A 24,407-nucleotide genomic window follows, 5' to 3' on the forward strand; every position below is an offset into this window, starting at 1 on the left:
GGAGCCGACCGGGGGCGGTCGGCCCTACCCACCTAACGCTTCAGCCAAGCATCGAGGAGCTCAGGCCACACGGCGAGCTCGCCCTTGCCGGAGACATTCATGCCGTAGCCGTGGCCGCCCTTCTCGAAGAGGTGGAGCGTCACCGGCACCTTGGCAACCTTGCAGGCCTCGGCGAAGCGCAGGCTGTTGCGACAGTCGACGCCGTCGTCGAAGGTGCTGAGTAGGAAACAGGGGGGTGTTTGCGCGGTGACCTGCTTCTCGGTGGAGAGCTTCTCGACCATCTCCGGCGTCGGTTCCTCACCCAGCAAACGCCGTCGCGACCCGCTGTGCCCGACGCCCTCCATGGCGATCACGGGATAGATCAAAATCGCGAAGTCGGGCCGGCAGTCGAGCTTGTCGATGGCATCGCCGGTTTCCTCTTCGAACGTATCGCCGAAGCGCGTCGCGCAAACGCTGGCGAGGTGCCCGCCGGCCGAGGACCCCATGACGCCCACCTCCTTGACTCCGAGTTCGCCGGCCATCGACCGCATCATACGGATCGCCCGGCGGGCATCGAGGTAGGGCACCGGAAAGCGGTAGCCAAGCTCATCATTTCCGCTGACTCGGTACTTCACCACCATCGCGCTGATGCCACGCTCGTTCAGCCACTTCGCGTAGTCGTGACCTTCGTGGTTCATGGCAAGGATCGTGTAGCCACCGCCTGGAAAGATCACCACAGCCTGCCCCGTCCGCTTGCCCTCCGGCGCGGGGTAGAGGAAATACTGCGGCTGCTCGATGTGGGAAAGCCGACCTCCCTTGCCCTCGGTCTCGGTGCCTTCGGGTGGGCGCGGGGCGCCCGGTGCTTCGCCTGGCCATAGTGGTTTCGGCTCGGCCATTGCCACCGTTGTCAACAATCCGAGCCAGCACAGGAGAATCTTCATCCCCGTCCTACGCCGGGCATGCAACGCTCTTTGCAGGGGCATCCGTCATTCCACCCAGAGCCGGCCTGCCTTGCGGCGGACGGTCCGTTCTCCCTTGAGGACGACGCGAGCAGCGGCTCCGGGTTCCATGAGCCCCAGCACACGATCTACCGCGGAACGATCGAGATCCGGAACTTCGCACGACCTGAGGTAGTCGAAGACGCACGCCCGGCGAAGCGGCTCCGGCAGTTCCCGGAGCCGTCCGACATGCAGGCGACCCTGTGGATCCAGCGCGTTCGCCTCGGCCACCGCCCACGATTCGATCTCCCGGAGTTCGGCAGCCGACACCGCCGACCGGACCAGTGAATCCGCGACGTCGCGTCGCGCGATTTCGGAAAGCAGCGGCAGCACCTCGTTCCGCAGCCGATTACGGGCCGCGACAGGCTCGGCATTCGTAGCATCTTCCCGCCATTTGAGTCCTTCCTCCTCAAGCCAGCGTCGCAGTTCGCTCCGCCGGACGGACAACCAAGGACGGATGAGCTCAAGCGCCCGGCCATTGATCGAAATTCTCTGCGTCGCCGTCATACCCGCCATGCCCCTGCTGCCCCGCAGCAGGTTCCATAGCACCGTCTCCGCCTGATCGTCGGCATGGTGTGCCAGCAGCACCCGCGGGCAGCGCCAGCGTCGTGAACACTCCGCGAAGAACGCATGGCGCTCTCTGCGGCCAGCCGTCTCCATGGAAATCCCTTCCATCTCCGCCTGACGACCGACGTCGGCCCGCCCGCCTTCGAAATCGACTCCCAGCGTATGGGCCAGCCGCTCGACGAAACGCGCGTCGGCCGTCGATGCCCGCCCTCTCAACCGATGATCGAGGTGACAGATCGTCAGCTTCGTGAACCCGGATCGGACCAAGGCATGCAGAAGGGCCACCGAATCGGCTCCGCCGGAGACGCCAACCAAGTAGCGCCGTCGCTTCGACGCGGTGCGCAGCCAGTCACTTCCCGGGATGGGCATGGCGCCGATACTGATCGGCCATCGCCACCCTCCCAGCGCCATTTTTGCCTTCGGTCTCCAAATAATGCTGAAATCCGAGGCAACTTGGCCGATTGTAAAAGAGATGGCTCACTACGCAGCGTGGCTGGTGCTCGGACTGATCGCAGGCGCGATCGCCCGCTGGATCCTTCCCGGGGAAGAAAAGGGTGGCTGGCTCGTCACCGCCATTCTCGGGATCCTCGGCGCCTTGGTCGGCGGCTGGATCGCCAAGACCGTCGGCTACCTGCCGCCCGCCGAGCCGGGCGAGTGGATTCCCGATCTCAAATCGATCGCTTCAGCCACCGTTGGCTCGATCGTTCTACTGGCCGTTTGGAAGTGGATCCGGCGCTGAGTCCGGGCCACCCCGGCACGCCGTAGATCCCCCGTAAATACTGGGCAAATACCCGTCTCGGGCGAATCCTCAGATACGTGGAAATTACCCCCGGTCTTCCATCTTTCTCCTTGAGCGGAAGTGGGGCCGGAGTAGCTTCTCAGAACCCCTCTGCCGTTCGGTTTGAGGGGTCTATACAAACCAGACTCCGGATCTCCGGGGTCGAAACATAAGGAAAACAAATGAAAAACAGAACCATACAGCTACGCGGCTTCACTCTTGTGGAGCTCCTCGTGGTGATCGTTATCATCGCGGCCCTTGCGGGCCTTTCGGCGCCCATGATCCTCCGCCAACGCAAGGCGGCTGACCGGACGCAAGCAACCAGCAACGCCAAGCAGCTGTCACTCGCGCTGATCGAGTTCGACCAGGAGTTCGGCTCGTTCCCGGACAACGACACCGCCGAGTTGGTCTCGGATGCCACCGGCACCGACCTGACCCTCAGCGGTGACTCGTCCAACGACTACCTCCGTCAGTTGGTGGCCTACGGAATCCAGTCCGAGGACATCTTCTACGCGAAGACCACCTACACGCGTGAGCCCGATAACGTGATCTCCACCGGCAAGGCTCTCGATGCGGGTGAAGTCGGCTTCGGCTACGTCATGCTCACCGGCAATGTCGCCCAGAACACCGCCGGCAACCCGGGTCGCCCGGTGCTCGTCGCACCGCTGCTCGATGCCAGCACGAACTGGGAATTCGATCCCGATCCGTATGGCGGCAAGGCGGTCATCCTGAAGCTCGACACTTCGGTCGACCAGCCGCTGATCCGCGACAAGGACAAGTATGTCACCGTCGGTGGCGGCCGCACCCTGCAGCAGACCGGTGACGACACCGTGTGGGGCACCGCGAGCACTCCAATGCTCGCAGCGCCTCGCAAGCGCGGTTCGTAATTGACCGGTTTCAACCGATTCCAACCGGAAGGCTCCCCGCGGGCCTTCCGGTTTTTTCGTTTGCCGAGGCGGCTTCCGTGACCGACTCCAATGCCGGAATGTCGGACGAGCCCAATCCCAGCGCCTACCTGCCGTATCCGGTCTCGACCCTGAGCCCCCGGATCGTTCCGACCGACCTCTCAACCTTCAAGGCAAGGGGCATTTCCCAAGTCGAACGGGACCTCCAGCAGAAGCTCGTCGAACTGCGCGAGACCTACCTGCAGGCGATCGACCACTTCAATTGGAACAAGCTGGTCTACGAGGCGGACATCCAGTTCGAGCCGGTCGTCGGCGAGACCTACCATCTCTACGAAACCCGCGGGCGTCGGACGCTCTCGATGATCGGCCCCGACGAGTGGCCGATGCGGCATTTGGCCAGCGTCCGGCTCAACGTCGACCGCCAATGGCAGGTGGTCGAGGCGTCGGTGAAGCCGCAGGAGCTGTTCGGGACCGAGCGGGATTGAATATCCAGCAAGGAATGATCAATTTCCAGTGTCTGGATTCTCTGCGGCTTCGCGCTGCCGACCGTTGATCATTGATCATTCCTTGCTGGATATTGGATATTGATCTCCCCGGTCCCGCCACCTATCACCGCCCCGCCATGACCCGTCCGCAGATCGAATTCAGCATCAAGGTCTTCATTGTCCTCCTGATCATCGCCTTCGGCGGTGCGCTGACCTACGTTCTACGCACGCTCGGCTGGGCCTGACCGGTCAGCCTCCCTGCCACTCCTTTTCGCGCAGGGTCTCGATATCGAGGAACTCGACTACCGACGCGTGGGTCGCCTCAAGCACCACGGGTGGTGCCTTCCCGGCCTTGAGCGCTTCTGCCCATCGGCTGAGGCAAACGCACCAGCGGTCGCCCGGATTCAACCCCGGAAACCCATATTCCGGACGAGGCGTGGACAGGTCGTTCCCCGCGGACCGGCTGAACTCTAGAAACTCGGCAGTCATCACCGCGCATACCGTGTGCATCCCCGGATCCTCGGCTGAGGTGTGACAACATCCATCGCGGAAATACCCGGTCATCGGGTCTTTCGAACAGGGCTCCAGTTCGCCACCGAGGAGATTTTTCGCCATGGGCTGAACAAACGGGGGGTCGATCCCGACGCAACGGAAAATCCGTTACAAATTCACTCTTTCGGATCCTCGTCATCGACGAACTCCCCGCCCGCCACATCGGTGCCGAACCGACGCTTGAGCTCGGCCCGGCGGGCTTGGTTCTGGGCCGTCAATTCCATCAGATCCCTTTCGTAAAGGACCCGCAGTTTGTTGCGCACGATGAGCGTCAGGTGACGGACCGCCATCATCGATCCACCCAGCACGATCAGCGCGACCCCTCGCTCCAGATCCCAACCGGGGATCGAGAGAACGATGATCACCGACTCGGCGGTCGCAAAGAAAATGAACCGGTTCGCGATCGACTCGTCATCGGTGAAAAACACGTAGGCCGCCCAAAGGATCACCGGAACGTAGATGACCGCCCAAAGACCGGGGATCGGGATGAGCCACGCAAACAGGTAGAACTCGAGGTCGCCATCGATCCCCAGCAGGTTCAGATCCATGATCGCCTCCGCCGCTTCCACGGAGAAGGCTGCCGACACCGAGGCTACGAAAAGGCAGAGTATGGCGAGCAGACCCCGCTTCACCGTCTCGACGACGGAGGACCCCAGGATTTCCTCAATGTCGAGAGGCAGGCCCATCTCAAGTTCCGCGGCTTACTTCACACTCACGCACACTGCCTGACCTTCGTTGGTCTTGGCGAAGACCCGACCGTTGGCGTAGGCGACCGGAGCCCAGCACTTGCCGCTGAGCACTTTGGCCCGGCCGCTTTCCTTCCAGCCCTCACGCGCCGGCTTGCCGACCACAAGGTCGCCGGTCTCGGCCAACACGACGATCGAGTCGCCGACCATCAGCGAACTGCCGCGCGTTCCCGGCATCCCCTGACGCCAGTGGATCTTGCCGCTCGCCATGTCCATGCGTATGAGCTCGGCATCGATATTCTTGTCGCCGAACACCCCGACGATGTCACCATCTTGGAGAATGCTGTTCTGGAAGATCATGCGGGTGTCCTCTTCCTTGTGCAGGACCTTCGGCTCCGCGCCCGAGACATCGACCACCACGTAGCCCATCCCGTAGCCCGAGGCCAGGAACAGCTTGCCGTCGAGATACTGCGGGTTGCTCGCGTTCACATCATACGACGTCCGCCAGCCGAAGTCGAAAAGCTCGTCACCCGTCGCGAGGTCGTAGGCGATGAACTCGCGGCCGTGGAAAGCCCCCATCGCCTTCTTGCCCTTGTGTTCGAAGAACACCGGTGTGGCGTATCCCGGCTTGGTCTTGCCGCCGAAGCGGCTCTTCACCTCGCCGGTTTTGGCATCGAGGGCATACACCGCCGCGTCACCCGAGCACGGCAGACAGTAGAGCCAGTCGTTCCACACGACCGGCGCCGCCGAGTAGCCCCACGACGGATCCTTACCGCCGAAGTCGGTCTGGTAGTGCTTGTGCCATTTCACCGAGCCGTCGGTGAGCGAGAGACAGAACAGATTGCCGGTCCGGCTCAGGGTGTAGACGCGGTCACCGACAACGGTCGGTGTCACGTTCGGCCCGCCGGCATAAAGCTTGGGATTCAGTTCCTCGGGATACTCGTGCTTCCAGAGCACCTTGCCGGTCGACGCCTCGAAGCACCAGATGATGTCCTTGTCCCCTTGGTTCCCCGGCACGATCGCCCGATCCCCGACGATGACGAATCCGGAACATCCCTTGCCGACGTCGGCCTTCCACAGCACCTCGGGCTCGACCGATGCACCCAGCTCACCCTCGACCTTCGCAGCGCCATCGGGACCTAGGTATCGGGGCCAGTCAGAAGCGGCGGCGGGAAGCAGCAGGAACGCCGCGGCAGAGAGCGGAAGGAGGCAAGTTTTCATAATCGCAGAGGGTAGCCGCCTTCGGCTTCGGCGCAAGCGAAGCCGGAACCACCGGCGGCAAAACGGGCGGGAACGGCCTGATGACACAGGAAATGAATCGCTTTGGGAATGAAACGAACCCGAGCGAACGCATAGGAAAGCCGGAAGTTGCGCGGAATCGGCGAAATCCGGGTCATGCCCGACAAAGCGTTGACCGACCCGATCCCCGCACCACACTCCGCCCTCGTTAGAGCATGAAACCACCGAAACCGACTATCCACGCCGTCGTCGCCTCCGCCCTCGCCGCCCCCCTGCTCGCCCAGGACACGCTCGCCCCCACCATCGTCGACGCCGAGCGCGTGGATGACGACCCGGCCGCTGTCAGTGTGCTCTCCCGCGACTCGCTCGACATCTTCCAAACCGAATCGCTTTCCGACCTCTCCGGACTGGTCCCCGGCTTCCACGTCGTCTCTTCGGATTCCCGCGGCTACGGCCAGGTCGTCGCGATGCGCGGCTCGACCAACACGCTCTTCTTCGGTCCGGCCGCGCTCGGCATGACCATCGATGACCTGCCGTTCTCCGACGCGTTCACGTACCCCTCGGAGCTCCTCAAGCTCGATGAGGTTCGCGTCCACCGCGGCCCCCACGGCCCCTACTTCGGCCTCAATTCCCCGGCAGGCATGCTGGAAATGCGCACCGCGGCCCCCGGCGACACCCTCCACCACGAACTCGGCGTCGAGTACGGTTCCTACAACCGCTTCGCCGCCCGCGGCCTGTCGTCCGGCCCGATCGGCGACAACTTCGCCTACAGCGTCCAGCTTTTCCACGACCAGCGCGACGGCTTCATCCGCAACCCGCTGCTCGGCACCGAGACCGACGACCGCGAGGCGACCGGCGGGCTCTTCAACCTCTACTGGCGACCGGACCCCGACACTGAAGTCCGTCTCCGGCTTTTCGCGGAGCACATCGATGACGGCTCCCAGCGCCTGAGCCGCCTCGATTCCCCGGATCCGTTCACGGTGACGTCCGACACGCCCGGCCGCACCGACCTTGAGCGCTATCAGATCTCCCTTCACACACGGAAAAACCTCACCGCCGGCACGCTCGAAACCATCCACGGTTTCCAGACTTGGGAGCTCAACCCCTCAACGGTCGACCTCGACCTCGCCAACCGTTTCACACCGTCCCCAGCCTTCACCGGTGGTTTCCCGGTGCCGGTGGACGCCACCTCGGCGATTTACCAGACGCAGGACGTCTTCTCGAACGAGATCCGCTTCACTTCCCCGGAGGAAAACTCCGTCCGCTGGCAGGCCGGGCTGTTCCAGATGTGGACCGAAAACTCCGGCGTCACACAGCGCAGCACGATCGCGCCGTTCGGCCCGATGGGCTTCTTCGTACCGATCCTCGCCGAGAACAACACCTTCGAAATCGAGAAGCTCAACCTCGCCGCCTACGGCAATGTCGCGTGGGACATCACGGATGTTCTGACCCTCGATGCCGGCCTGCGGGTCGACTACCACGAGTCAGAGATCGCCCGGGTCCAGAACGCCGCCGCACCGGTTCCCGGCGTCACCTCGATCTACGGCAAGCAGGACGAGTGGTTCGTCTCGCCGGTGCTCGGCCTGACGTACTCGGTCACTCCCGCGGTTGATCTCTTCTACCGCACCTCGGTCGGCAACAAGCCGGGCGGCTACACCGCCTACAGCAATGATCCGCGCTTCGTTTCCTTCGACCGCGAGACCAACTGGTCGAACGAGATCGGCTTCGAATACGACTGCCCGGCCTACGACCTGCGCTTCGGCCTGCGGGCGTTCTACGACCAGATCGACGACTACCAATTCAACCAAGGCTCGCCGTTCTCCACCGACTTCGTGATCCTGAATGCCGAGGAAGTCACTGCCTCGGGTGTCGAGTTCGACGCCGCCTGGGCCCCGGTTGACGGCCTGACCGTCCGCGGCTCGTTCGGCTACACCGACGTCGAGTTCGATTCCTTCCGCGACCCCTACACCGGCACCGTGTTCAATGGCAACACCGTGCCCTTCGTGCCCGAATATACCGGCAGCCTCGGCGCCCGTTACCAGTTCGCCTGCGGCTTCTACCTCGGAGCCTCCGCCCGCTTGGTCGGCCGCACGCACTTCGACTCCGCCAACACCCCGGGCTTCACCCAGGGCAGTTACGTCACCTGCGACGCCGAGATCGGCTACCAGGCCGAGCACTTCTCGGTCGCGCTATACGGCACCAACCTGCTCGACGAATCCTACTACACCTTCATCAACCCGCAGATCGTCGCCGGTTCGCCCGGCGACCCGCAGCAGTTCGGCGTCCGCGTCAGCACCACCTTCTGAGGCCCGCCACCGGGGTTTGTAGTTCCCCCTTCAGGGGGCTGCAGAACCCCGGCATCGGCTCACCCCATTCCAATACCCCCTGATAGCCCGCGGAAATCCGAAACGTTGAGTTTCCACAATTGAACCCTAAGTTCAGCTTCATGCGCCCGATCCCGACCTTCGCCCTCCTCGCCGCCCTTTCGGCACCGCTTCTGGCCGCGGTCACCGGCTGGACCGACTGGCGCGGCCCGCTCCAGACCGGTGCCTCGCTTGAAAAGGGGCTGCCGACCGACCTCAAGGCCGGGAACGAGCTCTGGACCTACGACATCAAGGGCGGAGGCACCCCGGTCATTGCCGACGGGAATCTCTACGCCTTCGGGTTCTACGGCGAAAAAGGGGAGGACACCCGTGAGGCGCTGCTCTGCCTCGACGCGGTCACCGGCGAGAAGAAGTGGGAGGTGCTGCTTTCCGACTACATCAGCGATGTGGTCTACAACCGCTATGGAGTTGGCGCGCCCGTGGTCGATCCGGAGACCGGAAACGTCTATCTCCAGACGTCGAATGGCCGCTGCGTCGGCTACACCCGGGACGGCAAGCAATTGTGGGAAATCTCCCTGATCGAGGAGTACGGCCGTCTCACCTTCCCGAACGGCCGCACCGGCTCGCCGGCCGTCCACGGCAATCTGGTAATCTTCCACTGCGTTACCGCCAACTGGGGGCTCACCGGTCCGGCCCAGGACCGTTTTTACGCCTTCGACAAGACGACCGGTGAAATCGTCTGGTACTCGTCGCCCGGCGTTCGTCCGGTCGACTCGTCCTTCGCCATGCCGGTCTTCGCCAAACTCGGCGGCCACGACGTGTTCTACTCCGGCGGCGGCGACGGCAATGTTTACTGCGTCGACGCCAACACCGGCAATCCGCTCTGGCGCTTTCCGCTCTCCGCGGGTGGTGTGAATTCCCAGGTGATCCTGCTCGGCAATGACCGCCTCGTCGCGATCCACGGCTCCGAGAATCTCGACGCATCGACCACCGGTCGCCTGACCTGCATCAAGATTCCAACCACCTATCCGGACGAGCAACTGGTGCTCGGCAAGGAAGCAGAAGTCTGGCGCAACAACGACCACGTCGCCTTCACCTCCTCGCCGGTGCTTGCCGAGGGCAAGCTGTTCACCACCATCGCCACCGGCGAACTGCTCTGCACCGAACCGGAAACCGGCAAGACGCTCTGGAAGAAGAAGCTGGCTCCCGACCAGATCCACGCTTCGCCCGCCTACGGCGACGGCAAGCTCTTCGTGCCGATGTTCGACGGACACTTCTTCGTTCTCGATCCCGGCGACTCGGATGCGGAGGTCCTCTCGGAAGTGAAGCTCTCCGAGAACTGCCTCGGCGCCCCGTCGATCTGGGCCGGCAAGGTCTACCTGATCACCAAGTCCGGCATCCATTGCTGGGGCCCGGCCGAAGGCAAATTCGTGGGCGCCCCGAAGGAAAACACCGAGAGCCAGCCCGGAGAGATCGCCCAGCTCCAGATCGTCCCGGCTGAATTCGCCCTGCGGGCCGGCGAGTCCCAGGATTTCAAAGTCTTCGGCCTCGATTCGCATGGCACCCGCGTGAAGGAAGTCACTCCCGAATCGTGGGAGGCATTCATTCCGCCAACCGCCAAAGTCAAAGCGAAGGTCGACGCGACTTTCGAAGGCAACACGCTGAGCGCCGGGCCGGACGCGCAACTCTCGGCCGGCGCCTTCAAAGCAAGCTTCGGCAAGCTCTCCGCCACCACCCGCGGCCGCGTGGTCGCAGGCCCCGGCTACAAGGAGGACTTCGAGTCGGTCCCGCTGGTCATGGACTCGCCCGAGGGCGAGAAGGTCAACTTCCCGCCGCTGCCATGGCTCGGCGCCCGGATCAAGTGGTACACGCTTGAGAAAGACGAATCCAAGGTCCTCGCCAACCGTCTCGACAACGTCCTCTTCCAGCGGACGATGAACTTCTTCGGCGACGTTCACGAAACCGGCTACACGCTGCAGGCCGATGTCATGACCGACGGCAACCGCCGGATCATGTCGAGCGTCGGACTCGTCAACCAACGCTACCTCATCGCCCTCGTCGGCAACTCGCAGATCCTCGAGGTCTCCTCGAACTACGAGCGGGTCAACCAGTCGGTGAAATTCAAGATCCAGCCGAATACCTGGTATCACCTCAAGACGCAGGTGAAGCGCAACGACGACGGTAGCGGCATGGTCCTCGCCAAGGCCTGGCCCCGCGAAGAAGGCGAACCCGAGGCCTGGACGATCGAGGTTCCGGTGAAGTACTGCCACCCGAACGGCGCTCCCGGCGTGTTCGCCTTCTCGCCCCAGGCCCAGAAGCGCGTTTACATCGACAACATCGAGCTTACGAAGCCCTGACCGGATCCTCCTCGCCCCTGACCACCCACTTCCGATTCCAGCCATGAAAGCAACGCTCCTTCTTCTCACCCTCAGCCCCGCCCTGATGGCCGCCGACTGGCCGATGTGGGGCGGCACACCCGACCGCAATATGACCGGCAAGGCCGGCAAGCTGCCCACGGAGGTCGAGGTCGGTGAAATCGATTCCGAAACCGAGCAGGTCGACCTTTCCTCGGCCAAGAACGTCCTCTGGGCCGCCAAGCTGGGATCCCAGACCTACGGCAACACGGTGGTCGCGGGCGGACGGGTCTACGTCGGTACCAATAACGAGTCGCCCCGCGACGCCAAGCAGAAGGGCGACCGCGGCGTGCTGATGGTGTTCGACGAAAAAACGGGCGAGTTCGAGTGGCAGCTCATCATTCCCAAGCTCGGCGCCGGCAAGGTCAGCGACTGGGAATACGTCGGCCTGTGCTCGTCGCCCTGCGTGGTCGGCGACAAGGCTTACCTGGTCACCAACCGCGGCGAGGTGATCTGCCTCGATACCAAGGGACAGGCCGACGGCAACGACGGCCCGTTCAAGGACGAGGCGAAGTACATGACCGCCGATCCGGAGAACCCGGTCGAGATCGGTGAGAAATACGCCGACATCCTTTGGGTTTATGACATGCGCGAGGAACTCGGCGTTTTCCCGCACAACGTCTCGTCCTGCTCGCCGGTTATCGTCGACGGCATTCTCTACACCGCGACTTCAAACGGGGTCGACTGGTCGCACACCAACATCCCCGCCCCGCTCGCGCCGGCTTTGGTCGCGATCGACGCGGAGAAGGGCACTCTCGTCGGCGAGGAAATCTCAGGCGTTTCCGAGAGGGTATTGCACGCCTCGTGGAGTTCTCCCGCCTTCGGCAAGCTCGGCGGCAAGGACCGCATCGTTTGGGGAGGCGGCGACGGCTTCGTTTACGCCTACGAGCCGAAGCCGGTGATTGACGAGGACGAAGGGTTCGAAATCCTCAAGGAAGTCTGGCGCTACGACGCCAACCCACCGGAGTATCGGAAGAAGGAAGGCGAACCGATCAAATACGCGACTTTCCGTGGGCCCAGCGAAGTGATCGGCACGACGGTCGTCGCCGACGACCACGTCTATGCGGTGATCGGCCAGGACCCGGAGCACGGTGACGGCGTCGGCATGATGAGCTGCCTCGATTCGAGCGGCAAACCGGTCTGGACCTTCAAGGACATCGGCCGCTCGATCTCCACGCCGAGCATCATCGACGGCTTGGTTTACGCAGCCGAATACGACGGCGACCTGCACTGCATCGATGCCAAGACCGGCGAGCAGTATTGGAAGAAGGAAACCTTCAGCCGGATCTGGGGCTCCACCCTCGTGGCCGACGGCAAGGTCTACCTACCCACCGAGGACGGCGAGGTCCACATCGTATCGACCGGCAAGGAAATGAAGGAACTCGGCCTGCTCGAATTCGACGCACCGATCTACTCCAGCCCGGTCGTCGCCAACGATGTGCTCTACATCGCGACCATGACCCACATCTACGCGATCGCTTCCAAGTGAAGCCTCGACCCTCTCGAAATGCGGTGGTTCCCCACCGCATTTTTGCTATCCGGATGCCCTGACCCAAGAAGCGAACGCTCCATGAAACCAGCCGCCCTCGTCGCTACGATCGTCTTCATCCTCCTTGCGATCCTCCATCAGGACGTCTGGAACTGGGACAACACAGAACTCGTCTTCGAGTTCCTTCCGGTCGGACTCGCCTACCATGCCGGGTATTCGATCACTGCCGCGCTGTTCTGGTGGCTGGTCTCGAAGTTCGCATGGCCCGCCACGATCGAGAAGTGGGCCGACGAGTAAGACGTCATTCATCACATTTAAACCGTCATTCTCCCAGTGACCTCGCTCTTCATCATCATCGGCTACCTTTGCCTGCTGATCGGTCTCGGACTGGTCAGCAGCCGCTTTTCCAAAGGCACGAGCGCCGACTTCTTCGTCGTCAGCCGCACCGTGGGCTCGTTTCTCCTGCTGATGTCGATTTTCGGCACCACCATGACCGGCTTCGCCTTGGTAGGTTCGACCGGCAAGGCCTACACCTCAGGAGTCGGCACTTACGGCCTGATGGCGTCTTGGTCGGGCCTGATCCACTCGGCGGTTTTCTTCCTCGTCGGCATCCGGCTGTGGGCGGTCGGAAAGAAGCACGGCTACCTGACCCAGTGTGAGTACTTCCGGAACCGCTTCGACTCGGACAAGATCGGCTTCCTCCTTTTCCCGATCCTGATCCTCCTCCTCATCCCCTATCTCCTCGTTGGCGTGATCGCCGCCGGCAAGTTCATCCAGGCCTCCACCAAAGGACTTTTCCCCGAAGCCTTCGCCTTGAGTCTTCCCAACGGCAACCCCCACCCGCTCTCCGGAGGCATTCCTCCCGAACTCGGCGGTGCGGCGATCTGCTTCATCGTACTCTTCTACGTCTTCTTCGGCGGTCTCCGCGGCGCGGTCTGGGCCAACACCTTCCAGACGATCGTGTTCATGATCACCGGTGTGGTGGCGTTCTACATGATCTCAAGCCGCTTGGGCGGACTCTCCGCCGCCAGCCAGGCGGTGCTCGATAGTGACTTCGCCCGCCCGCGGGCCGCGCGCGAAGGCATGATCGGCAAAGCGCAGTTCCTCACCTACTGCTTCGTCCCGCTCTCGGTCGGGATGTTCCCCCACCTCTTCCAGCACTGGCTCACCGCGAAGAGTGCCAAGTCATTCAAACTCACGGTCGTCGCCCATCCGGTCTTCATCATGATCGTCTGGGTTCCGTGCATCCTCATCGGCATCTGGGCAGCCGCCTACCTGGGACCGCTGCCTCCCGGCGCCAGCCCGAACGCGGTACTCGGCCGGATGGTCGAAGGTCTTGTCCACTCGCCGGTCTTGTCCGGGCTCGTCGGCGCGGGCGTGCTCGCCGCGATCATGTCATCGCTCGACTCCCAGTTCATGTGCCTCGGAACGATGTTCACCAATGACATCGCGCTGCGAGTCTTCGGGCAAGATCGCTTCTCCGACAAACAGAAGGTGCTGATCGCGCGCGGGTTCATCCTCGCCATCGTCGGCATCACCTACGGACTTGCCGTTCTGCTGATGGACAGCGCCCACGTCTTCGACCTCGGAGTCTGGTGCTTCTCCGGCTTCGCCGCGCTGTTCCCCCTAGCGGTCGGCTCCGTTTATTGGAAACGCGCGACCGCAGCAGGCGCCATCGCTTCCATCCTCGTGACCGCAGCCGTCTGGTGCGTCCTGTTCTACCGCGACATCATCGCGGAGAAACCTCCCGGCGCCGAAGACGAACTCCTGATCGCCGGCATGATGCCGGTCACTCTCATGATTGCGGCCAGCGCGGTCACCCTGGTGGTTGTCTCCCTCGTCACAAAACCTCCGGCTCCGGAAAAGGTCGCCAAGTTCTTCCCCTGAGGGAGACCAGCTCCCCGCCGACTCTCCTTGCGAAACTCCCGAGCCGTTTTACCCATCCCGGTCCTTCATCCATGTCCTGCTCCCTCAGCCCCGAACAAGCCGCCGAAGCCCTCGACGCCCACGTCCGCGAGATCGTCTCATGGCATTTCTCGCCCGAAACCGGCTGCCCCTACTGGCTCGAACGCGCGACCTCACTCGGTTTCGACCCGATGACCGAAGTCACCCGTTTCGCCGACATCCTGAAGTTTCCGCATTTCGACGACGAAGTGCTGCGCAAGGAGGACCCCGCACGTTTCATCCCGAACGCCTTCGCCGGCCGCCCCTACAATGTTTTCGAGACCGGCGGCACGACCGGGATGCCGAAACAGCGGATCGGCTGGGAGGACTACAAGACCGACTACACCGAGTTCTCCGAGCACTACGGCCCGGACTTCTTCCCGCAAGGCGCCAACTGGCTGATGGTCGGACCGACCGGCCCGCGCCGCCTGCGTCTCGCGATCGAGCACCTCGCCAACATTCGCGGCGGAGCATGCTACTTCATCGACCTCGACCCGCGCTGGGTGAAGAGGCTCATCGGCATGGGCGAAATGCGGATGGCCAAGGCTTATCAGGAACACGTCATCGACCAGGCGGCGACCATCATCCGCCACCGCGACATCGGTTGCCTGTTCACCACCCCGAAGCTGCTCGAAAGCCTCGCCGAGCGGATGTCGCTGGCCGACGCCGGCATCCGCGGCGTGTTCGCCGGCGGCACCACTATGACGCCCCAGTACGTGCGTTTCATCGAGGAGGAGGTGCTCGAAGGGAAAATCAACTTCGCCCCGACCTACGGAAACACGCTGATGGGTCTCGCCATCAGCAAGAAGCGCGGTCCCGGGGAATACAGCCTTACCTACCACGCCCCGCAGCCCCGTGCCGTACTGCGGATTGTCGATCCCGAGAACACCGAAAAGGTCATGGACTACGGCGACTACGGCCGGGTCGAACTGACCACCCTGACGAAGGAATTCTTCATGCCGCGTTTCCTCGAGCGAGACGAAGCCATCCGCCGCGAGCCATGCGACGAGTTCCCTTGGGACGGTGTCGGCGACGTCCGCCCCTTCCAGTCCGGAACCAAGACCGTCATCGAAGGCGTCTACTGATTTCCTACGGATCACTGCCATGAACCTTCCCATCCTCCGCCTCGGCCAGACCTACGAATCCTGCGACCGCGTCGAACTCGACCTCGGCGACGGAAAGATGGCGGTCACCCACACGGCCAATCCTGGGCTGATCCGTCGCGACCTGCTCCGGGCGACTGAAGCCAAAGCGGCGCTCGACGCCATTCCCGCCGACACCTTGGCGAGCTACTGCGAACAAGCGGCCGAGCTGTTCATGACGGCCGATCTGCCGTGCGGCGATGATCATCAGTCGCCGCAGCAGTACGTCGAGTCGCTCTCCGCCCTCACCCGGCTTCCGCACAGCCTCGTGCGGATGAACATGACCAAGATCCACGCGGCGATGTCGCAGGTCCGCACGGTCATCAACGGCCTGACCCGCAATATGCCGCTCGAGATCTTCGATCGCGGCCTCGCCTCCGCTCCCGGAAGTTCTTCCGATCTCGCGCTCAACTACTTCCCCGCCACCAGTTCCCTCGGCGTCTCCCTCCCGAGCAACGCACCCGCGGTCAATTCACTCTGGATTCCAGCCCCGGTGATGAAGATCCCGGTCTTCCTCAAACCCGGCCGGGAAGACCCGTTTACGCCCCTGCGGATCGTCCAGGCGATGATCCAGGCCGGATTCCCGAAAGAGGCCTTCGGCTTCTACCCGACCACCCACGAGGGAGGCGACACCATCGTCACCTGCTGCGGCCGCGGCATCTCCTTCGGATCGGATGCCACGGTGAAGAAATACGCCGACTACCCGAGCGTGTCCGTCCACGGCACAGGGCGTTCGAAAATCCTTATCGGCGAAGACATGATCGACCGCTGGCCGGAGTTCCTCGACGTCATCGTCCAGTCGATCTCGGCCAACGGCGGCCGCTCATGCATCAACACCTCGGCCATTCTGGTCCCGTCGAAACGCGACGAACTTGCCGACGCCCTCGCTGCCAAACTGGCGGAAATCCAACCGCTCGCCCGCGACGACGAAAACGCGCTTCTCTGCGGTTTCGCCAACACGGCGCTCGCCGACGGCATCGATGACCTGATCTCCGCCCATCTCAAGGAACCGGGCGCGGAGGATGTCACTGCCGAACATCGCGACACCCCTCGCAAGGTCGAGGCCTTCGAACAGACCTATCTCCAGCCGACGCTCGTCTCCTGCAGCGATCCGGAACACCCGCTCGCCAACACCGAGTTCATGTTCCCCTACGCCAGCATCGTCGAGATCCCGCAGTCCGAGATGCTCGCCAACATCGGTCAGACGCTTGTCGTGTCCGCCTTCACCGAGGATCCCGACTTCATCGGGAAGCTCCTCCTCAGCCCCGACATCGAGCGCCTCAATCTCGGTGCGTTCCCGACCAACCGCGTCCAGTGGGAGCAACCCCACGAAGGCAATCTTTTCGAGTTCCTCTACCACCGCCGAGCCATCCAGGGAAATGTCGCTGTGGCCTGACTTGAGATGACACCCTTCGACGCCCGTCCCAGTCCCCGCCTGCTCTTCGGTCCCGGCCGCTTGGCCGAACTCGCCGATTGCGTGCGCTCGCTGGGTGCCGCGAAACCCCTGCTCGTCACCGACCCGGGGATTGTCGCCGCAGGCCATGTGGGACGCGCGGTCGACCTGCTTGAAGAAGCCGGCATCGACGTCACGGTCTTCGAAGGCTCGCACGTCAATCCCAGCGAATCGGACATCGAGTCCTGCCGGGCATTCGCCCAGTCCCTCCAGCCCGACCTGATCATCGGCCTTGGCGGCGGCAGCAGCATGGACACCGCCAAGGGCTGCAACTTCCTTCTCAACAACGGCGGCCGGATGTCCGACTTCCGCGGCTACGGACACGCGGAGCACTCGATGCTTCCGTTCATCGCCATCCCCACCACCGCCGGCACCGGCAGCGAATGCCAGTCGTATGCGGTCGTTTCCCGCGATGAGACCCACGAGAAGATGGCCTGCGGCGACCCGAAGGCTTTGGCAAAGATCGCGATTCTGGACCCCGAACTGACCGAATCCCAACCGCCCGCCGTCGCCACGCTCACCGCGCTCGACGCCCTTTCGCACGCGCTTGAGTCGATGGTCTGCACCAAGAGGAACCCGATCTCCATCGCCTACTCGCACCAGTCGTTCGATCTCGTTGCCTCGGCAATCGAACCGGTGCTGCGGCAGGAAGCCGACCTCGAGACCCGCGGACGGATGCTCCTCGGCGCGGCTATGGCCGGTCTTGCCATCGAAAACAGCATGCTCGGCGCCGCCCACGCCACGGCCAACCCGTTGACCGCCCGTTTCGGAGTGCCGCACGGACACGCTGTCTCGGTGATGCTGCCCCCTGTCGTGCGCTTCAATCACGCCGACCCGGGTTCCGCATCGATCTACGGAAAACTTAGTAGGCACCTCGACCAATCGCTTCCGGATTGGTTGGACCACATCCTCGCGACCGCCGGACTCAAGCCGCTCGACATCCCCGCCGATGCCATCCCCCGACTTGCCGAGGACGCCACCGGCCAGTGGACCGGGAACTTCAATCCACGCCCGCTGACGGCGTCGGACTTCGCCGCACTCTACCAATCCGCACTCGAAATCCCTGTCGCATGAGTTTCCGGCTGCCAGCGATCCTTGGGGCGGCCCTTCTGAGCGCCTGCGACGAGCCCGCCCCGGAGCACGTCGAACCCGCAGCGGATCCTGCGGCGCCCGCGCCACTCACCGACTGGCCGGTAACGCGGGGCGGTCCGACCCTGCAGGGCCGGATCAACGGCCCGGCCCCGAAAGATCCGGCGATCGACTGGACCTTCACGCTCGACAACCCGTCGGTCGCCGAAGCCGCCCTGTCCGAGGGCACCCTCATCGTCGGCGACCTGATGGGGTTCATCCATGCGATCGACTTCGAGACGAGGAAGCTCCGTTGGAAGTTCGAAACCGGCGACACCATCGAGGGCGCCGCGACCATCCACGACGGCGCCGTTTTCGTCGGTTCGGGTGACCAGAGTTTCCATGCCCTCGAGCTAACCGATGGCTCGAAGCGGTGGTCGATCGAGGGACTCGAGAAATTCCCGTCTGCCGCCAACGTGATCCCGGCGCCGGACGGAAACGGCTTCCACCTGATCCTCAACGGCTACGACGGCATTTGCCGCTGCATCAATCCGGCGGACGGGAAGGAGATCTGGCAGTACGAGACCAACGATTACATCAACGGCACCCCGGCCTTGATCGGGACCGACCGGATCGCTTTCGGCGGTTGCGACAGTGTGATTCACGTCCTCGACGCCGCCACCGGCAAACCCGTCAACGAGATCCTGACCGACGCCCAGATCACCGACTCGGTCGCCAGCCTCGGCAGCACCGTTTACTCGGGCAACTACGCCAACCAGGTCGTCGCAGCCGAGATCGATGCCGAGGAACCGACGTGGATCTACCAAGGCGACGACTTCCCGTTTTTCAGCGCTCCCGCCGTCGATGACGCGCGGGTTTACATCGGCTGCCGCGACAAGGCGCTGCACGCGATCGACCGCGAAACCGGCAAGAAAGTGTGGGTCTTCGCCACCGGCGGCCGGGTCGAAAGCTCTCCGATCGTCTTCGATGATGCGGTTGTGTTCGGTTCCAGCGACGGACGTCTTTACGCGGTGAATCCGGAGGACGGCACCGAGCTCTGGCGGCTCGATCTCGGCGAAAAGCTCACCGCCTCGCCGATTTTCGCCCAGGACCGGATCATCATCGCCGGTGGAGCAGGCACGGTTTTCGTGATAGGATCCGGCGGCGGGTAAAAGAACCGCCCCGGAACTCCGTAGGAATAGGCGGTCAGCCCGTTTCTCCTACCGGTCCGCGCCTTTCCGCGCCCGTCGCGGTTACCCTTCCAGTCACCATGCCCGAAACCACCGCTCCGAAAAAAGGCACCCGCGCCGGCAACTACTTCATTTCGAATTATCCTCCGTTTTCCTTCTGGAAGGAGAATCAGGAGGAAGTTGTCGAGGCCGCCTACGCCACTCCGCACGAAGGCACCCCGCCGCCGCTCGGCCTCTACCACCACATCCCGTTCTGCCGGAAGCGCTGCCACTTCTGCTACTTCCGCGTCTACACCGACAAGAACGCGGACGACATCAAGCACTACCTCGACTGCACCGTCCGCGAACTCGAGGTGATGGCCAGGAAGCCCCTGATCGAAGGGCGCAAGCCGCACTTCGTCTACTTCGGTGGCGGCACGCCGTCCTATCTCTCCGCCAAACAACTCACGGCTCTGACCGACCGGATGAAGGCGTTGCTCCCGTGGGACGAGGCCGAGGAAGTCGCCTTCGAGTGCGAGCCGGGCACCCTGAACCCCGGCAAGCTCACCGCGATCAAGGATATCGGCGTCACCCGCCTTTCGCTCGGCATTGAGAACTTCGACGATCGCATTCTCGAGATCAACGGCCGCGCCCACCGCACGAAGGAGATCTGGCGGGCCTACGAACGGGCGAAAGAGGAGAAGTTCGACCAGATCAACATCGACCTCATCGCCGGCATGGTCGAGGAGACCGAGGAAAACTGGCAGCGGAACATTGAGAAGACCCTCGAACTGCGCCCCGACTCGGTGACGATCTATCAGATGGAGGTGCCCTACAACACCGGCATCTACAAGGAGATGAAAGCCAGCGGCAGCCTGATCGCGCCAATCGCCGACTGGGAAACCAAGCGACGCTGGGTGAAGGAGGCATTCGCCGCGCTGGAAGAAGCCGGCTACACCATCGGCTCCGGCTACACCGCCGTGCTCAATCCGGACCGCACGAAATTCATCTATCGGGATGCCCTATGGAGCGGCGCCGACCTGCTCGGTCTGGGCGTCGCTTCGATTTCGCATGCGAAAGGCGTCCACTACCAGAACCTCACGGAGATCGACGAATACGACGCCGCACTCGACGCCGGTCGACTTCCCCTAAAACGCGCGCTGCAGACGACTTCGGAAGAAATGCTCATCCGCCAGTTCATCCTGCAGATGAAGCTCGGCCGCGTCGCCGCAGAGCCGCTGCGCGACAAGTTCGGCGTCGATATCCTCGAGAAGTTCGCCCCGCAACTCGCCAACCTCCGCGAGGAGGGCTGGCTCACCGTTGAGGGCGACGAGATCGTCCTCAACCGCGACGGACTGCTTTGCGTCGACAACCTGCTGCACGACTTCTTCCTGCCGCAGCACGTCACCGACAAGCTCGTCTGAATGGCGCGCCGGTTTTTCGAAACCGGCATCGCAGACTCCGTCGCGTCCCATGGAAACCACCTCGCCCAGCCTGCCTGCGGAGCTCGGTCCGATCCTCTCCGGCTCCAAGCTGGGAGATGCCTTGTTCACATGGCTTCCGGGTGAGCAGGTTCCCGAACCATTCCGCGGCCTGCTCGTCCACGACCACGACATGACCTCGGAGCTCGCCCGTTTCCATGGCGACTCGATCAACCTGACTGTCCTGCGTTCCCAGGAAAAGGACGGCCTCTACCTGCGCGAAGTCACGCTGCATGCGGCTCGCTGCGGAAAACCCGTCGAATACGGACTGATCGCCATCCTGCTCGAATCATTCCCCGAAGATTTGCGCCCGAGAATTCTTGCTGGCAGCACCCCCCTCGGTGCGATCCTGAACGAATCCGGCCTCGCCTATGGCAGCGAGCCGCAGGGGTTCTTCCACATCCCGACCGAGCGCCTCAGCAGCATTTTCCCGGAATCCTCCGGTGGCGCGAATCTGTTTGGGCGCTACAATCACTTGGTTCGTGACGACGGCCGCTGCCTCGCCCGAATCATCGAAATCCTACCCACGGAACCAGCCTGCGACCAAGGTTCGTAGTTCCGCGGCGTGGAAACGCTCAGGGAGACATCCAGACTGATGAAAAAAGACTACGACGCCCTCGTGATCGGTGGAGGCCCCGCCGGAACCACCTGCGCCGCCCTCCTCGCCGAGAAGGGACACCGAGTCCTGCTTCTCGAGAAGACCACATTTCCCCGCTACCATGTGGGTGAGTCACTGATGCCTTTCTGCTGGCACACGCTCAACCGGCTCGGAGTCACCGGCCGCATGGACGAGATCGGCTTCCAGCATAAGAAATCGGTCCAGTTCGCCACCACCGACGGCCGTATCTCCGCTCCCTTCTACTTCTTCCAACATTTCGATCATCCGGCGGCCACCACATGGCAGGTCGAGCGCGAACAGTTCGACCTCATGCTCCTCGACAACGCGCGAGCCAAAGGAGTCGAGGTCCGCGAGAACACCACCGCACTGGACTTCCTGAAAGACGGTGACCGGGTCATCGGCGTGAAGGCGCGCACAGGCGACGAGGACGCCTACGAGGTCACCGCTCCGATCACCCTCGACTGCACCGGTCGCGACGCGTTGTTCCAACGCAAGCACGGCTGGCGAAAGCGTGACCCCAAGCTCAACAAGATCTCGATCTGGACCCTGTTCAAGGGCGCCAAGCGTGACCCCGGCCTCGACGAAGGCGCGACCACCATCGCCTATCTTCCGGAAGGCGGCTGGTTCTGGAATATTCCGCTCCGCGACGACATCGTCAGCTCGGGAATCGTCGCCGAGCGCGACTACCTCTACCGCCCCGGCGAAACGCGTGATCCCGCCGAGATCTACGCCCGCGAAATCGAGAACAACGCGTGGATCAAGGAACACCTGTCCGAAGGCGAGCAGTTCGGCGAGTACTGGATCGCGGGCGAATACAGCTACCGCGCCGAGCACTGTGCGACCGACGGGCTCGTCCTGGTGGGCGATGCGTTCGCCTTCCTCGACCCGGTTTTCTCGAGCGGTGTTTTCCTCGCCCTCAAGTCCGGCGAAATGGCCGCCGATGCCGTGCACATGGCGCTTGAGAAAGACGATACGTCGGCAGGCGCATTTGCCGACTATGGCGAAGCACTGTGCGGACACATCGAGACGATGCGCCAGATTGTCTACGCCTTCTACGACCCGGAGTTCAGTTTCGCCAAACTTATCCGCAAACACCCCGACCTCCGGCCGAAACTCACCGACCTGCTCATCGGCAATGTCGAAGGCAAGGACTACAGCGACCTCACCGCCGCCATCGAGGAACTCGCCTCCCTGCCCGAACCCCTGACCTACGGGCGCGTTCCGGTGGGAGCGTAAGCTTCCGGATGGTCTGCGAGACCACGTCCGGCCGTTCAGACTTTCCGCCCCCGTGGTTCCGCCGCTAGCCTGACCCCCGCATGCGGATCGCCATCCTCACTCCCGGCACCGGCTCCTACTACTGCGGAGCCTGCATGCGCGACAACGCCCTCGCCAAGTCACTCCACGCCGCCGGCCATGAAGTCTCGCTGCTGCCGATGTACTTGCCGCTGCAGCTTGATGAGGATCAGCACCTCCAAGCGGACAACCCGATCTTCTTCGGTGGCATCAATGTCTTCCTGCAGCAGAAGATCCCGTTCTTCAAAACCGCGCCCCGCTGGCTCCACAAGCTCCTCAATCACTCCGGCCTCCTCCGGTCCGCCGCCAAGCGCAGCCACATGACCTCCGCCCGCGAGCACGGCGAAATGGCTCTGGCCATGCTCCGGATCGAGGACAGCAACTTCGACGCCGAACTCGACAAACTCATCGACTGGCTCGCCAACGAAAAGCCCGAGATTCTCTGCCTCGGCACCGCCCTGCAAGCGGGCATGATCCGGGAGCTGAAGAATCGGCTCGGGGTGAAGATCATCTGCAGCTTCCAAGGTGAGGACAGCTTCCTCGACGGCCTTCCGGAACCGTTCAAGTCCGAGTGCTGGGCGGAACTGCGTGAGCGGCTCGGCGAAGCCGACCTGCTGGTATCGCCCAGCCAGTTCTACGCCGACCTAATGCGCGACCGACTCGAGTCACCCGACCTTCGCATCGAGGTGCTCCCCAACGGGATCGACCTCGAAGGCTACCGTTCCGCAGCGCCCGCCGACTCGCCTCCGGTGATCGGATACCTCGCGCGCATGATCCGGGAAAAGGGTGTCCATGATTTGGTCGAGGCATTCATCCACCTGCGAACAAAACTCAACCATCCCGACGCACGTCTTCACATCGCGGGCGCGACGACCGCGGGAGACCTGGCACTGGTCGAGGAGCTCAAACAGCAACTCCATGAAGTGGGGCTCAGCGATCACGTCACCTGGTCTCCGAACCTTTCCAGGGAAGCGAAGGCCGAGATGCTCGCCTCGCTGACCCTATTCTCGGTGCCCGCCACCTACCCCGAAGCCTTCGGTCTGTACCTCGTCGAGGCCCTCGCCAGCGGCGTACCCGTCGTTCAACCGCACGCATCCTCGTTTCCGGAGATCATCACGCCCCACGAAGCCGGCCTGCTCGTGCCTCCAGACGATCCGATCGCCCTGGCCACGGCGTGGCACGAGCTTCTCCAAAGCCCCGACGATCTCCAGACCTACCGCAAGAACAGCCGTCAAGCGGCTGAGCGTAGCTACAGCGTCTCCGCGATGCGTGACCGCTTCCTTGAACTTGCGACTCCTCTCGTTTCCTGACCGAGCACCCGAATCCGAACCTTTGCGTCCCCGGCGTCTTTGCGGTTCACTTTCTCCAGCCATGACACCCGCCTTCGAAATCCAGCGCACCGTCGAGTTCTACGAGACCGACATGGCGGGCATCGTTCACTTTTCGAATTTCTTCCGCTACATGGAAGCCGCCGAGCACGCCTTCCTGCGCAGCATCAACCATCAGCTGCACGGAAATCTCGAAGGCACCGAGACCGGCTGGCCCCGGGTCAACGCCACCTGCGACTATCGCGCCCCGGCCCGTTTCGGCGACACACTCAACATCGCGGTGTTCGTCTCGGAAGTCCGCAATCGCTCGATCCGCTACCTCTTCGAAATCACCCGCGGCGAAACCCTGATCGCGGAGGGCAGCATCGCCGCAGCCCACGTGGCCCTCACCGAGAACGGCATCCAGGCGGTCCCCGTTCCCGATTCCCTCCGATCCCAACTCGAATCCCTGATCACGGACCCGTCCGCCGAAGCGTAGACGGAACACCACCGAC

The 24,407-nt window shown here is 63.2% G+C and carries 23 protein-coding genes; 17 read left to right on the forward strand and 6 right to left on the reverse strand.

What is annotated here, in order from left to right; genetic code table 11:
* Positions 1-32 precede the first annotated feature (32 nt).
* Both HAHE_RS05595 and tilS read right to left on the reverse strand, forming a co-directional pair.
* Entirely contained in the window at positions 33-920 is an 888-nt protein-coding gene (locus tag HAHE_RS05595; protein ID WP_338689274.1) for an alpha/beta hydrolase, read from the reverse strand.
* A 45-nt stretch (positions 921-965) separates the two neighbouring features.
* Positions 966-1,913 (reverse strand): tRNA lysidine(34) synthetase TilS, encoded by a 948-nt coding sequence (gene tilS / locus HAHE_RS05600; protein ID WP_338689276.1) that lies wholly within the window; start codon positions 1,911-1,913, stop codon positions 966-968.
* 103 nt (positions 1,914-2,016) lie between these two features.
* Between tilS and HAHE_RS05605 the strand changes: the two genes are divergently transcribed.
* The 3 genes from HAHE_RS05605 (at position 2,017) to HAHE_RS05615 (ending at position 3,712) form a co-directional block, all read left to right on the forward strand.
* Positions 2,017-2,283, forward strand: coding sequence for a GlsB/YeaQ/YmgE family stress response membrane protein (locus HAHE_RS05605; protein WP_338689277.1), 267 nt, complete (start codon positions 2,017-2,019; stop codon positions 2,281-2,283).
* 221 nt (positions 2,284-2,504) lie between these two features.
* Positions 2,505-3,209: a prepilin-type N-terminal cleavage/methylation domain-containing protein gene (locus HAHE_RS05610; RefSeq protein ID WP_338689279.1), complete on the forward strand. Its 705-nt coding sequence runs from the start codon at positions 2,505-2,507 to the stop codon at positions 3,207-3,209.
* Between the two features lie 77 nt (positions 3,210-3,286).
* Positions 3,287-3,712, forward strand: coding sequence for a DUF2452 domain-containing protein (locus HAHE_RS05615; protein ID WP_338689281.1), 426 nt, complete (start codon positions 3,287-3,289; stop codon positions 3,710-3,712).
* A gap of 249 nt (positions 3,713-3,961) precedes the next feature.
* On the opposite strand, the gene HAHE_RS05620 is transcribed toward HAHE_RS05615, so the two are convergent.
* Genes HAHE_RS05620 through HAHE_RS05635 form a run of 4 tightly spaced genes read right to left on the reverse strand, consistent with a single transcriptional unit; the run spans position 3,962 to position 6,347 of the window.
* Entirely contained in the window at positions 3,962-4,327 is a 366-nt protein-coding gene (locus HAHE_RS05620; RefSeq protein WP_338689283.1) for a DUF2237 domain-containing protein, read from the reverse strand.
* Between the two features lie 53 nt (positions 4,328-4,380).
* Positions 4,381-4,950: a hypothetical protein gene (locus HAHE_RS05625; RefSeq protein ID WP_338689285.1), complete on the reverse strand. Its 570-nt coding sequence runs from the start codon at positions 4,948-4,950 to the stop codon at positions 4,381-4,383.
* 15 nt (positions 4,951-4,965) lie between these two features.
* Positions 4,966-6,171, reverse strand: a complete 1,206-nt coding sequence (locus HAHE_RS05630; protein WP_338689287.1) for a PQQ-binding-like beta-propeller repeat protein — start codon at positions 6,169-6,171, stop codon at positions 4,966-4,968.
* Positions 6,168-6,347, reverse strand: a complete 180-nt coding sequence (locus HAHE_RS05635; RefSeq protein WP_338689289.1) for a hypothetical protein — start codon at positions 6,345-6,347, stop codon at positions 6,168-6,170. The genes HAHE_RS05630 and HAHE_RS05635 overlap by 4 nt, the downstream gene beginning before the upstream one ends.
* 57 nt (positions 6,348-6,404) lie before the next feature.
* Here HAHE_RS05635 and HAHE_RS05640 point away from each other — a divergent pair, with 57 nt between their 5' ends.
* The 14 genes from HAHE_RS05640 (at position 6,405) to HAHE_RS05705 (ending at position 24,391) form a co-directional block, all read left to right on the forward strand.
* Positions 6,405-8,495 (forward strand): TonB-dependent receptor, encoded by a 2,091-nt coding sequence (locus HAHE_RS05640; RefSeq protein WP_338689291.1) that lies wholly within the window; start codon positions 6,405-6,407, stop codon positions 8,493-8,495.
* A 140-nt stretch (positions 8,496-8,635) separates the two neighbouring features.
* A complete protein-coding gene (locus HAHE_RS05645) occupies positions 8,636-10,870 on the forward strand; it encodes a PQQ-binding-like beta-propeller repeat protein (RefSeq protein WP_338689293.1) in 2,235 nt (744 codons plus the stop codon).
* A gap of 43 nt (positions 10,871-10,913) precedes the next feature.
* Complete coding sequence (locus tag HAHE_RS05650; RefSeq protein ID WP_338689295.1) at positions 10,914-12,416, forward strand: PQQ-binding-like beta-propeller repeat protein; 1,503 nt, start codon at positions 10,914-10,916, stop codon at positions 12,414-12,416.
* Positions 12,417-12,497: 81 nt separating this feature from the next.
* On the forward strand, positions 12,498-12,713 hold the full coding sequence (locus HAHE_RS05655) for a hypothetical protein (RefSeq protein WP_338689297.1): 216 nt from the start codon (positions 12,498-12,500) through the stop codon (positions 12,711-12,713).
* Between the two features lie 36 nt (positions 12,714-12,749).
* On the forward strand, positions 12,750-14,303 hold the full coding sequence (locus tag HAHE_RS05660; protein WP_338689299.1) for a sodium:solute symporter family protein: 1,554 nt from the start codon (positions 12,750-12,752) through the stop codon (positions 14,301-14,303).
* A gap of 71 nt (positions 14,304-14,374) precedes the next feature.
* Positions 14,375-15,445, forward strand: a complete 1,071-nt coding sequence (locus HAHE_RS05665) for a hypothetical protein (protein ID WP_338689301.1) — start codon at positions 14,375-14,377, stop codon at positions 15,443-15,445.
* A 19-nt stretch (positions 15,446-15,464) separates the two neighbouring features.
* A complete protein-coding gene (locus HAHE_RS05670; protein ID WP_338689303.1) occupies positions 15,465-16,898 on the forward strand; it encodes an aldehyde dehydrogenase family protein in 1,434 nt (477 codons plus the stop codon).
* 6 nt (positions 16,899-16,904) lie between these two features.
* On the forward strand, positions 16,905-18,029 hold the full coding sequence (locus tag HAHE_RS05675; RefSeq protein ID WP_338689305.1) for an iron-containing alcohol dehydrogenase: 1,125 nt from the start codon (positions 16,905-16,907) through the stop codon (positions 18,027-18,029).
* Positions 18,026-19,195 carry a PQQ-binding-like beta-propeller repeat protein gene (locus HAHE_RS05680; RefSeq protein ID WP_338689306.1) on the forward strand — a complete coding sequence of 390 codons (1,170 nt, stop codon included), beginning with the start codon at positions 18,026-18,028 and terminating at the stop codon, positions 19,193-19,195. The genes HAHE_RS05675 and HAHE_RS05680 overlap by 4 nt, the downstream gene beginning before the upstream one ends.
* Positions 19,196-19,293: 98 nt before the next feature.
* On the forward strand, positions 19,294-20,616 hold the full coding sequence (locus HAHE_RS05685) for a coproporphyrinogen-III oxidase family protein (RefSeq protein ID WP_338689308.1): 1,323 nt from the start codon (positions 19,294-19,296) through the stop codon (positions 20,614-20,616).
* A gap of 49 nt (positions 20,617-20,665) precedes the next feature.
* Entirely contained in the window at positions 20,666-21,229 is a 564-nt protein-coding gene (locus HAHE_RS05690; RefSeq protein WP_338689310.1) for a hypothetical protein, read from the forward strand.
* Positions 21,230-21,268: 39 nt separating this feature from the next.
* Entirely contained in the window at positions 21,269-22,528 is a 1,260-nt protein-coding gene (locus HAHE_RS05695; protein ID WP_338689312.1) for an NAD(P)/FAD-dependent oxidoreductase, read from the forward strand.
* Between the two features lie 80 nt (positions 22,529-22,608).
* A complete protein-coding gene (locus HAHE_RS05700) occupies positions 22,609-23,895 on the forward strand; it encodes a glycosyltransferase family 4 protein (RefSeq protein WP_338689314.1) in 1,287 nt (428 codons plus the stop codon).
* A 61-nt stretch (positions 23,896-23,956) separates the two neighbouring features.
* Positions 23,957-24,391, forward strand: a complete 435-nt coding sequence (locus tag HAHE_RS05705; protein WP_338689316.1) for a thioesterase family protein — start codon at positions 23,957-23,959, stop codon at positions 24,389-24,391.
* The last annotated feature ends 16 nt before the right edge of the window (positions 24,392-24,407 follow it).

Source organism: Haloferula helveola (genome assembly GCF_037076345.1).
Classification (GTDB): Bacteria; Verrucomicrobiota; Verrucomicrobiia; order Verrucomicrobiales; family Akkermansiaceae; genus Haloferula; species Haloferula helveola.

What these genes read in the sequence shown, in the direction of transcription:
- HAHE_RS05670 (WP_338689303.1), top strand. Translation starts at nt 15,465, where the DNA reads ATGAACCTTCCCATCCTCCGCCTCGGCCAGACCTACGAATCCTGCGAC.
- HAHE_RS05675 (WP_338689305.1), top strand. Translation starts at nt 16,905, where the DNA reads ATGACACCCTTCGACGCCCGTCCCAGTCCCCGCCTGCTCTTCGGTCCC.
- HAHE_RS05690 (WP_338689310.1), top strand. Translation starts at nt 20,666, where the DNA reads ATGGAAACCACCTCGCCCAGCCTGCCTGCGGAGCTCGGTCCGATCCTC.
- HAHE_RS05595 (WP_338689274.1), bottom strand. Translation starts at nt 920, where the DNA reads ATGAAGATTCTCCTGTGCTGGCTCGGATTGTTGACAACGGTGGCAATG.
- HAHE_RS05645 (WP_338689293.1), top strand. Translation starts at nt 8,636, where the DNA reads ATGCGCCCGATCCCGACCTTCGCCCTCCTCGCCGCCCTTTCGGCACCG.
- HAHE_RS05680 (WP_338689306.1), top strand. Translation starts at nt 18,026, where the DNA reads ATGAGTTTCCGGCTGCCAGCGATCCTTGGGGCGGCCCTTCTGAGCGCC.
- HAHE_RS05705 (WP_338689316.1), top strand. Translation starts at nt 23,957, where the DNA reads ATGACACCCGCCTTCGAAATCCAGCGCACCGTCGAGTTCTACGAGACC.
- HAHE_RS05610 (WP_338689279.1), top strand. Translation starts at nt 2,505, where the DNA reads ATGAAAAACAGAACCATACAGCTACGCGGCTTCACTCTTGTGGAGCTC.
- HAHE_RS05620 (WP_338689283.1), bottom strand. Translation starts at nt 4,327, where the DNA reads ATGGCGAAAAATCTCCTCGGTGGCGAACTGGAGCCCTGTTCGAAAGAC.
- HAHE_RS05700 (WP_338689314.1), top strand. Translation starts at nt 22,609, where the DNA reads ATGCGGATCGCCATCCTCACTCCCGGCACCGGCTCCTACTACTGCGGA.
- HAHE_RS05655 (WP_338689297.1), top strand. Translation starts at nt 12,498, where the DNA reads ATGAAACCAGCCGCCCTCGTCGCTACGATCGTCTTCATCCTCCTTGCG.
- tilS (WP_338689276.1), bottom strand. Translation starts at nt 1,913, where the DNA reads ATGCCCATCCCGGGAAGTGACTGGCTGCGCACCGCGTCGAAGCGACGG.
- HAHE_RS05665 (WP_338689301.1), top strand. Translation starts at nt 14,375, where the DNA reads ATGTCCTGCTCCCTCAGCCCCGAACAAGCCGCCGAAGCCCTCGACGCC.
- HAHE_RS05685 (WP_338689308.1), top strand. Translation starts at nt 19,294, where the DNA reads ATGCCCGAAACCACCGCTCCGAAAAAAGGCACCCGCGCCGGCAACTAC.
- HAHE_RS05605 (WP_338689277.1), top strand. Translation starts at nt 2,017, where the DNA reads ATGGCTCACTACGCAGCGTGGCTGGTGCTCGGACTGATCGCAGGCGCG.
- HAHE_RS05650 (WP_338689295.1), top strand. Translation starts at nt 10,914, where the DNA reads ATGAAAGCAACGCTCCTTCTTCTCACCCTCAGCCCCGCCCTGATGGCC.
- HAHE_RS05630 (WP_338689287.1), bottom strand. Translation starts at nt 6,171, where the DNA reads ATGAAAACTTGCCTCCTTCCGCTCTCTGCCGCGGCGTTCCTGCTGCTT.
- HAHE_RS05695 (WP_338689312.1), top strand. Translation starts at nt 21,269, where the DNA reads ATGAAAAAAGACTACGACGCCCTCGTGATCGGTGGAGGCCCCGCCGGA.
- HAHE_RS05635 (WP_338689289.1), bottom strand. Translation starts at nt 6,347, where the DNA reads ATGACCCGGATTTCGCCGATTCCGCGCAACTTCCGGCTTTCCTATGCG.
- HAHE_RS05625 (WP_338689285.1), bottom strand. Translation starts at nt 4,950, where the DNA reads ATGGGCCTGCCTCTCGACATTGAGGAAATCCTGGGGTCCTCCGTCGTC.
- HAHE_RS05640 (WP_338689291.1), top strand. Translation starts at nt 6,405, where the DNA reads ATGAAACCACCGAAACCGACTATCCACGCCGTCGTCGCCTCCGCCCTC.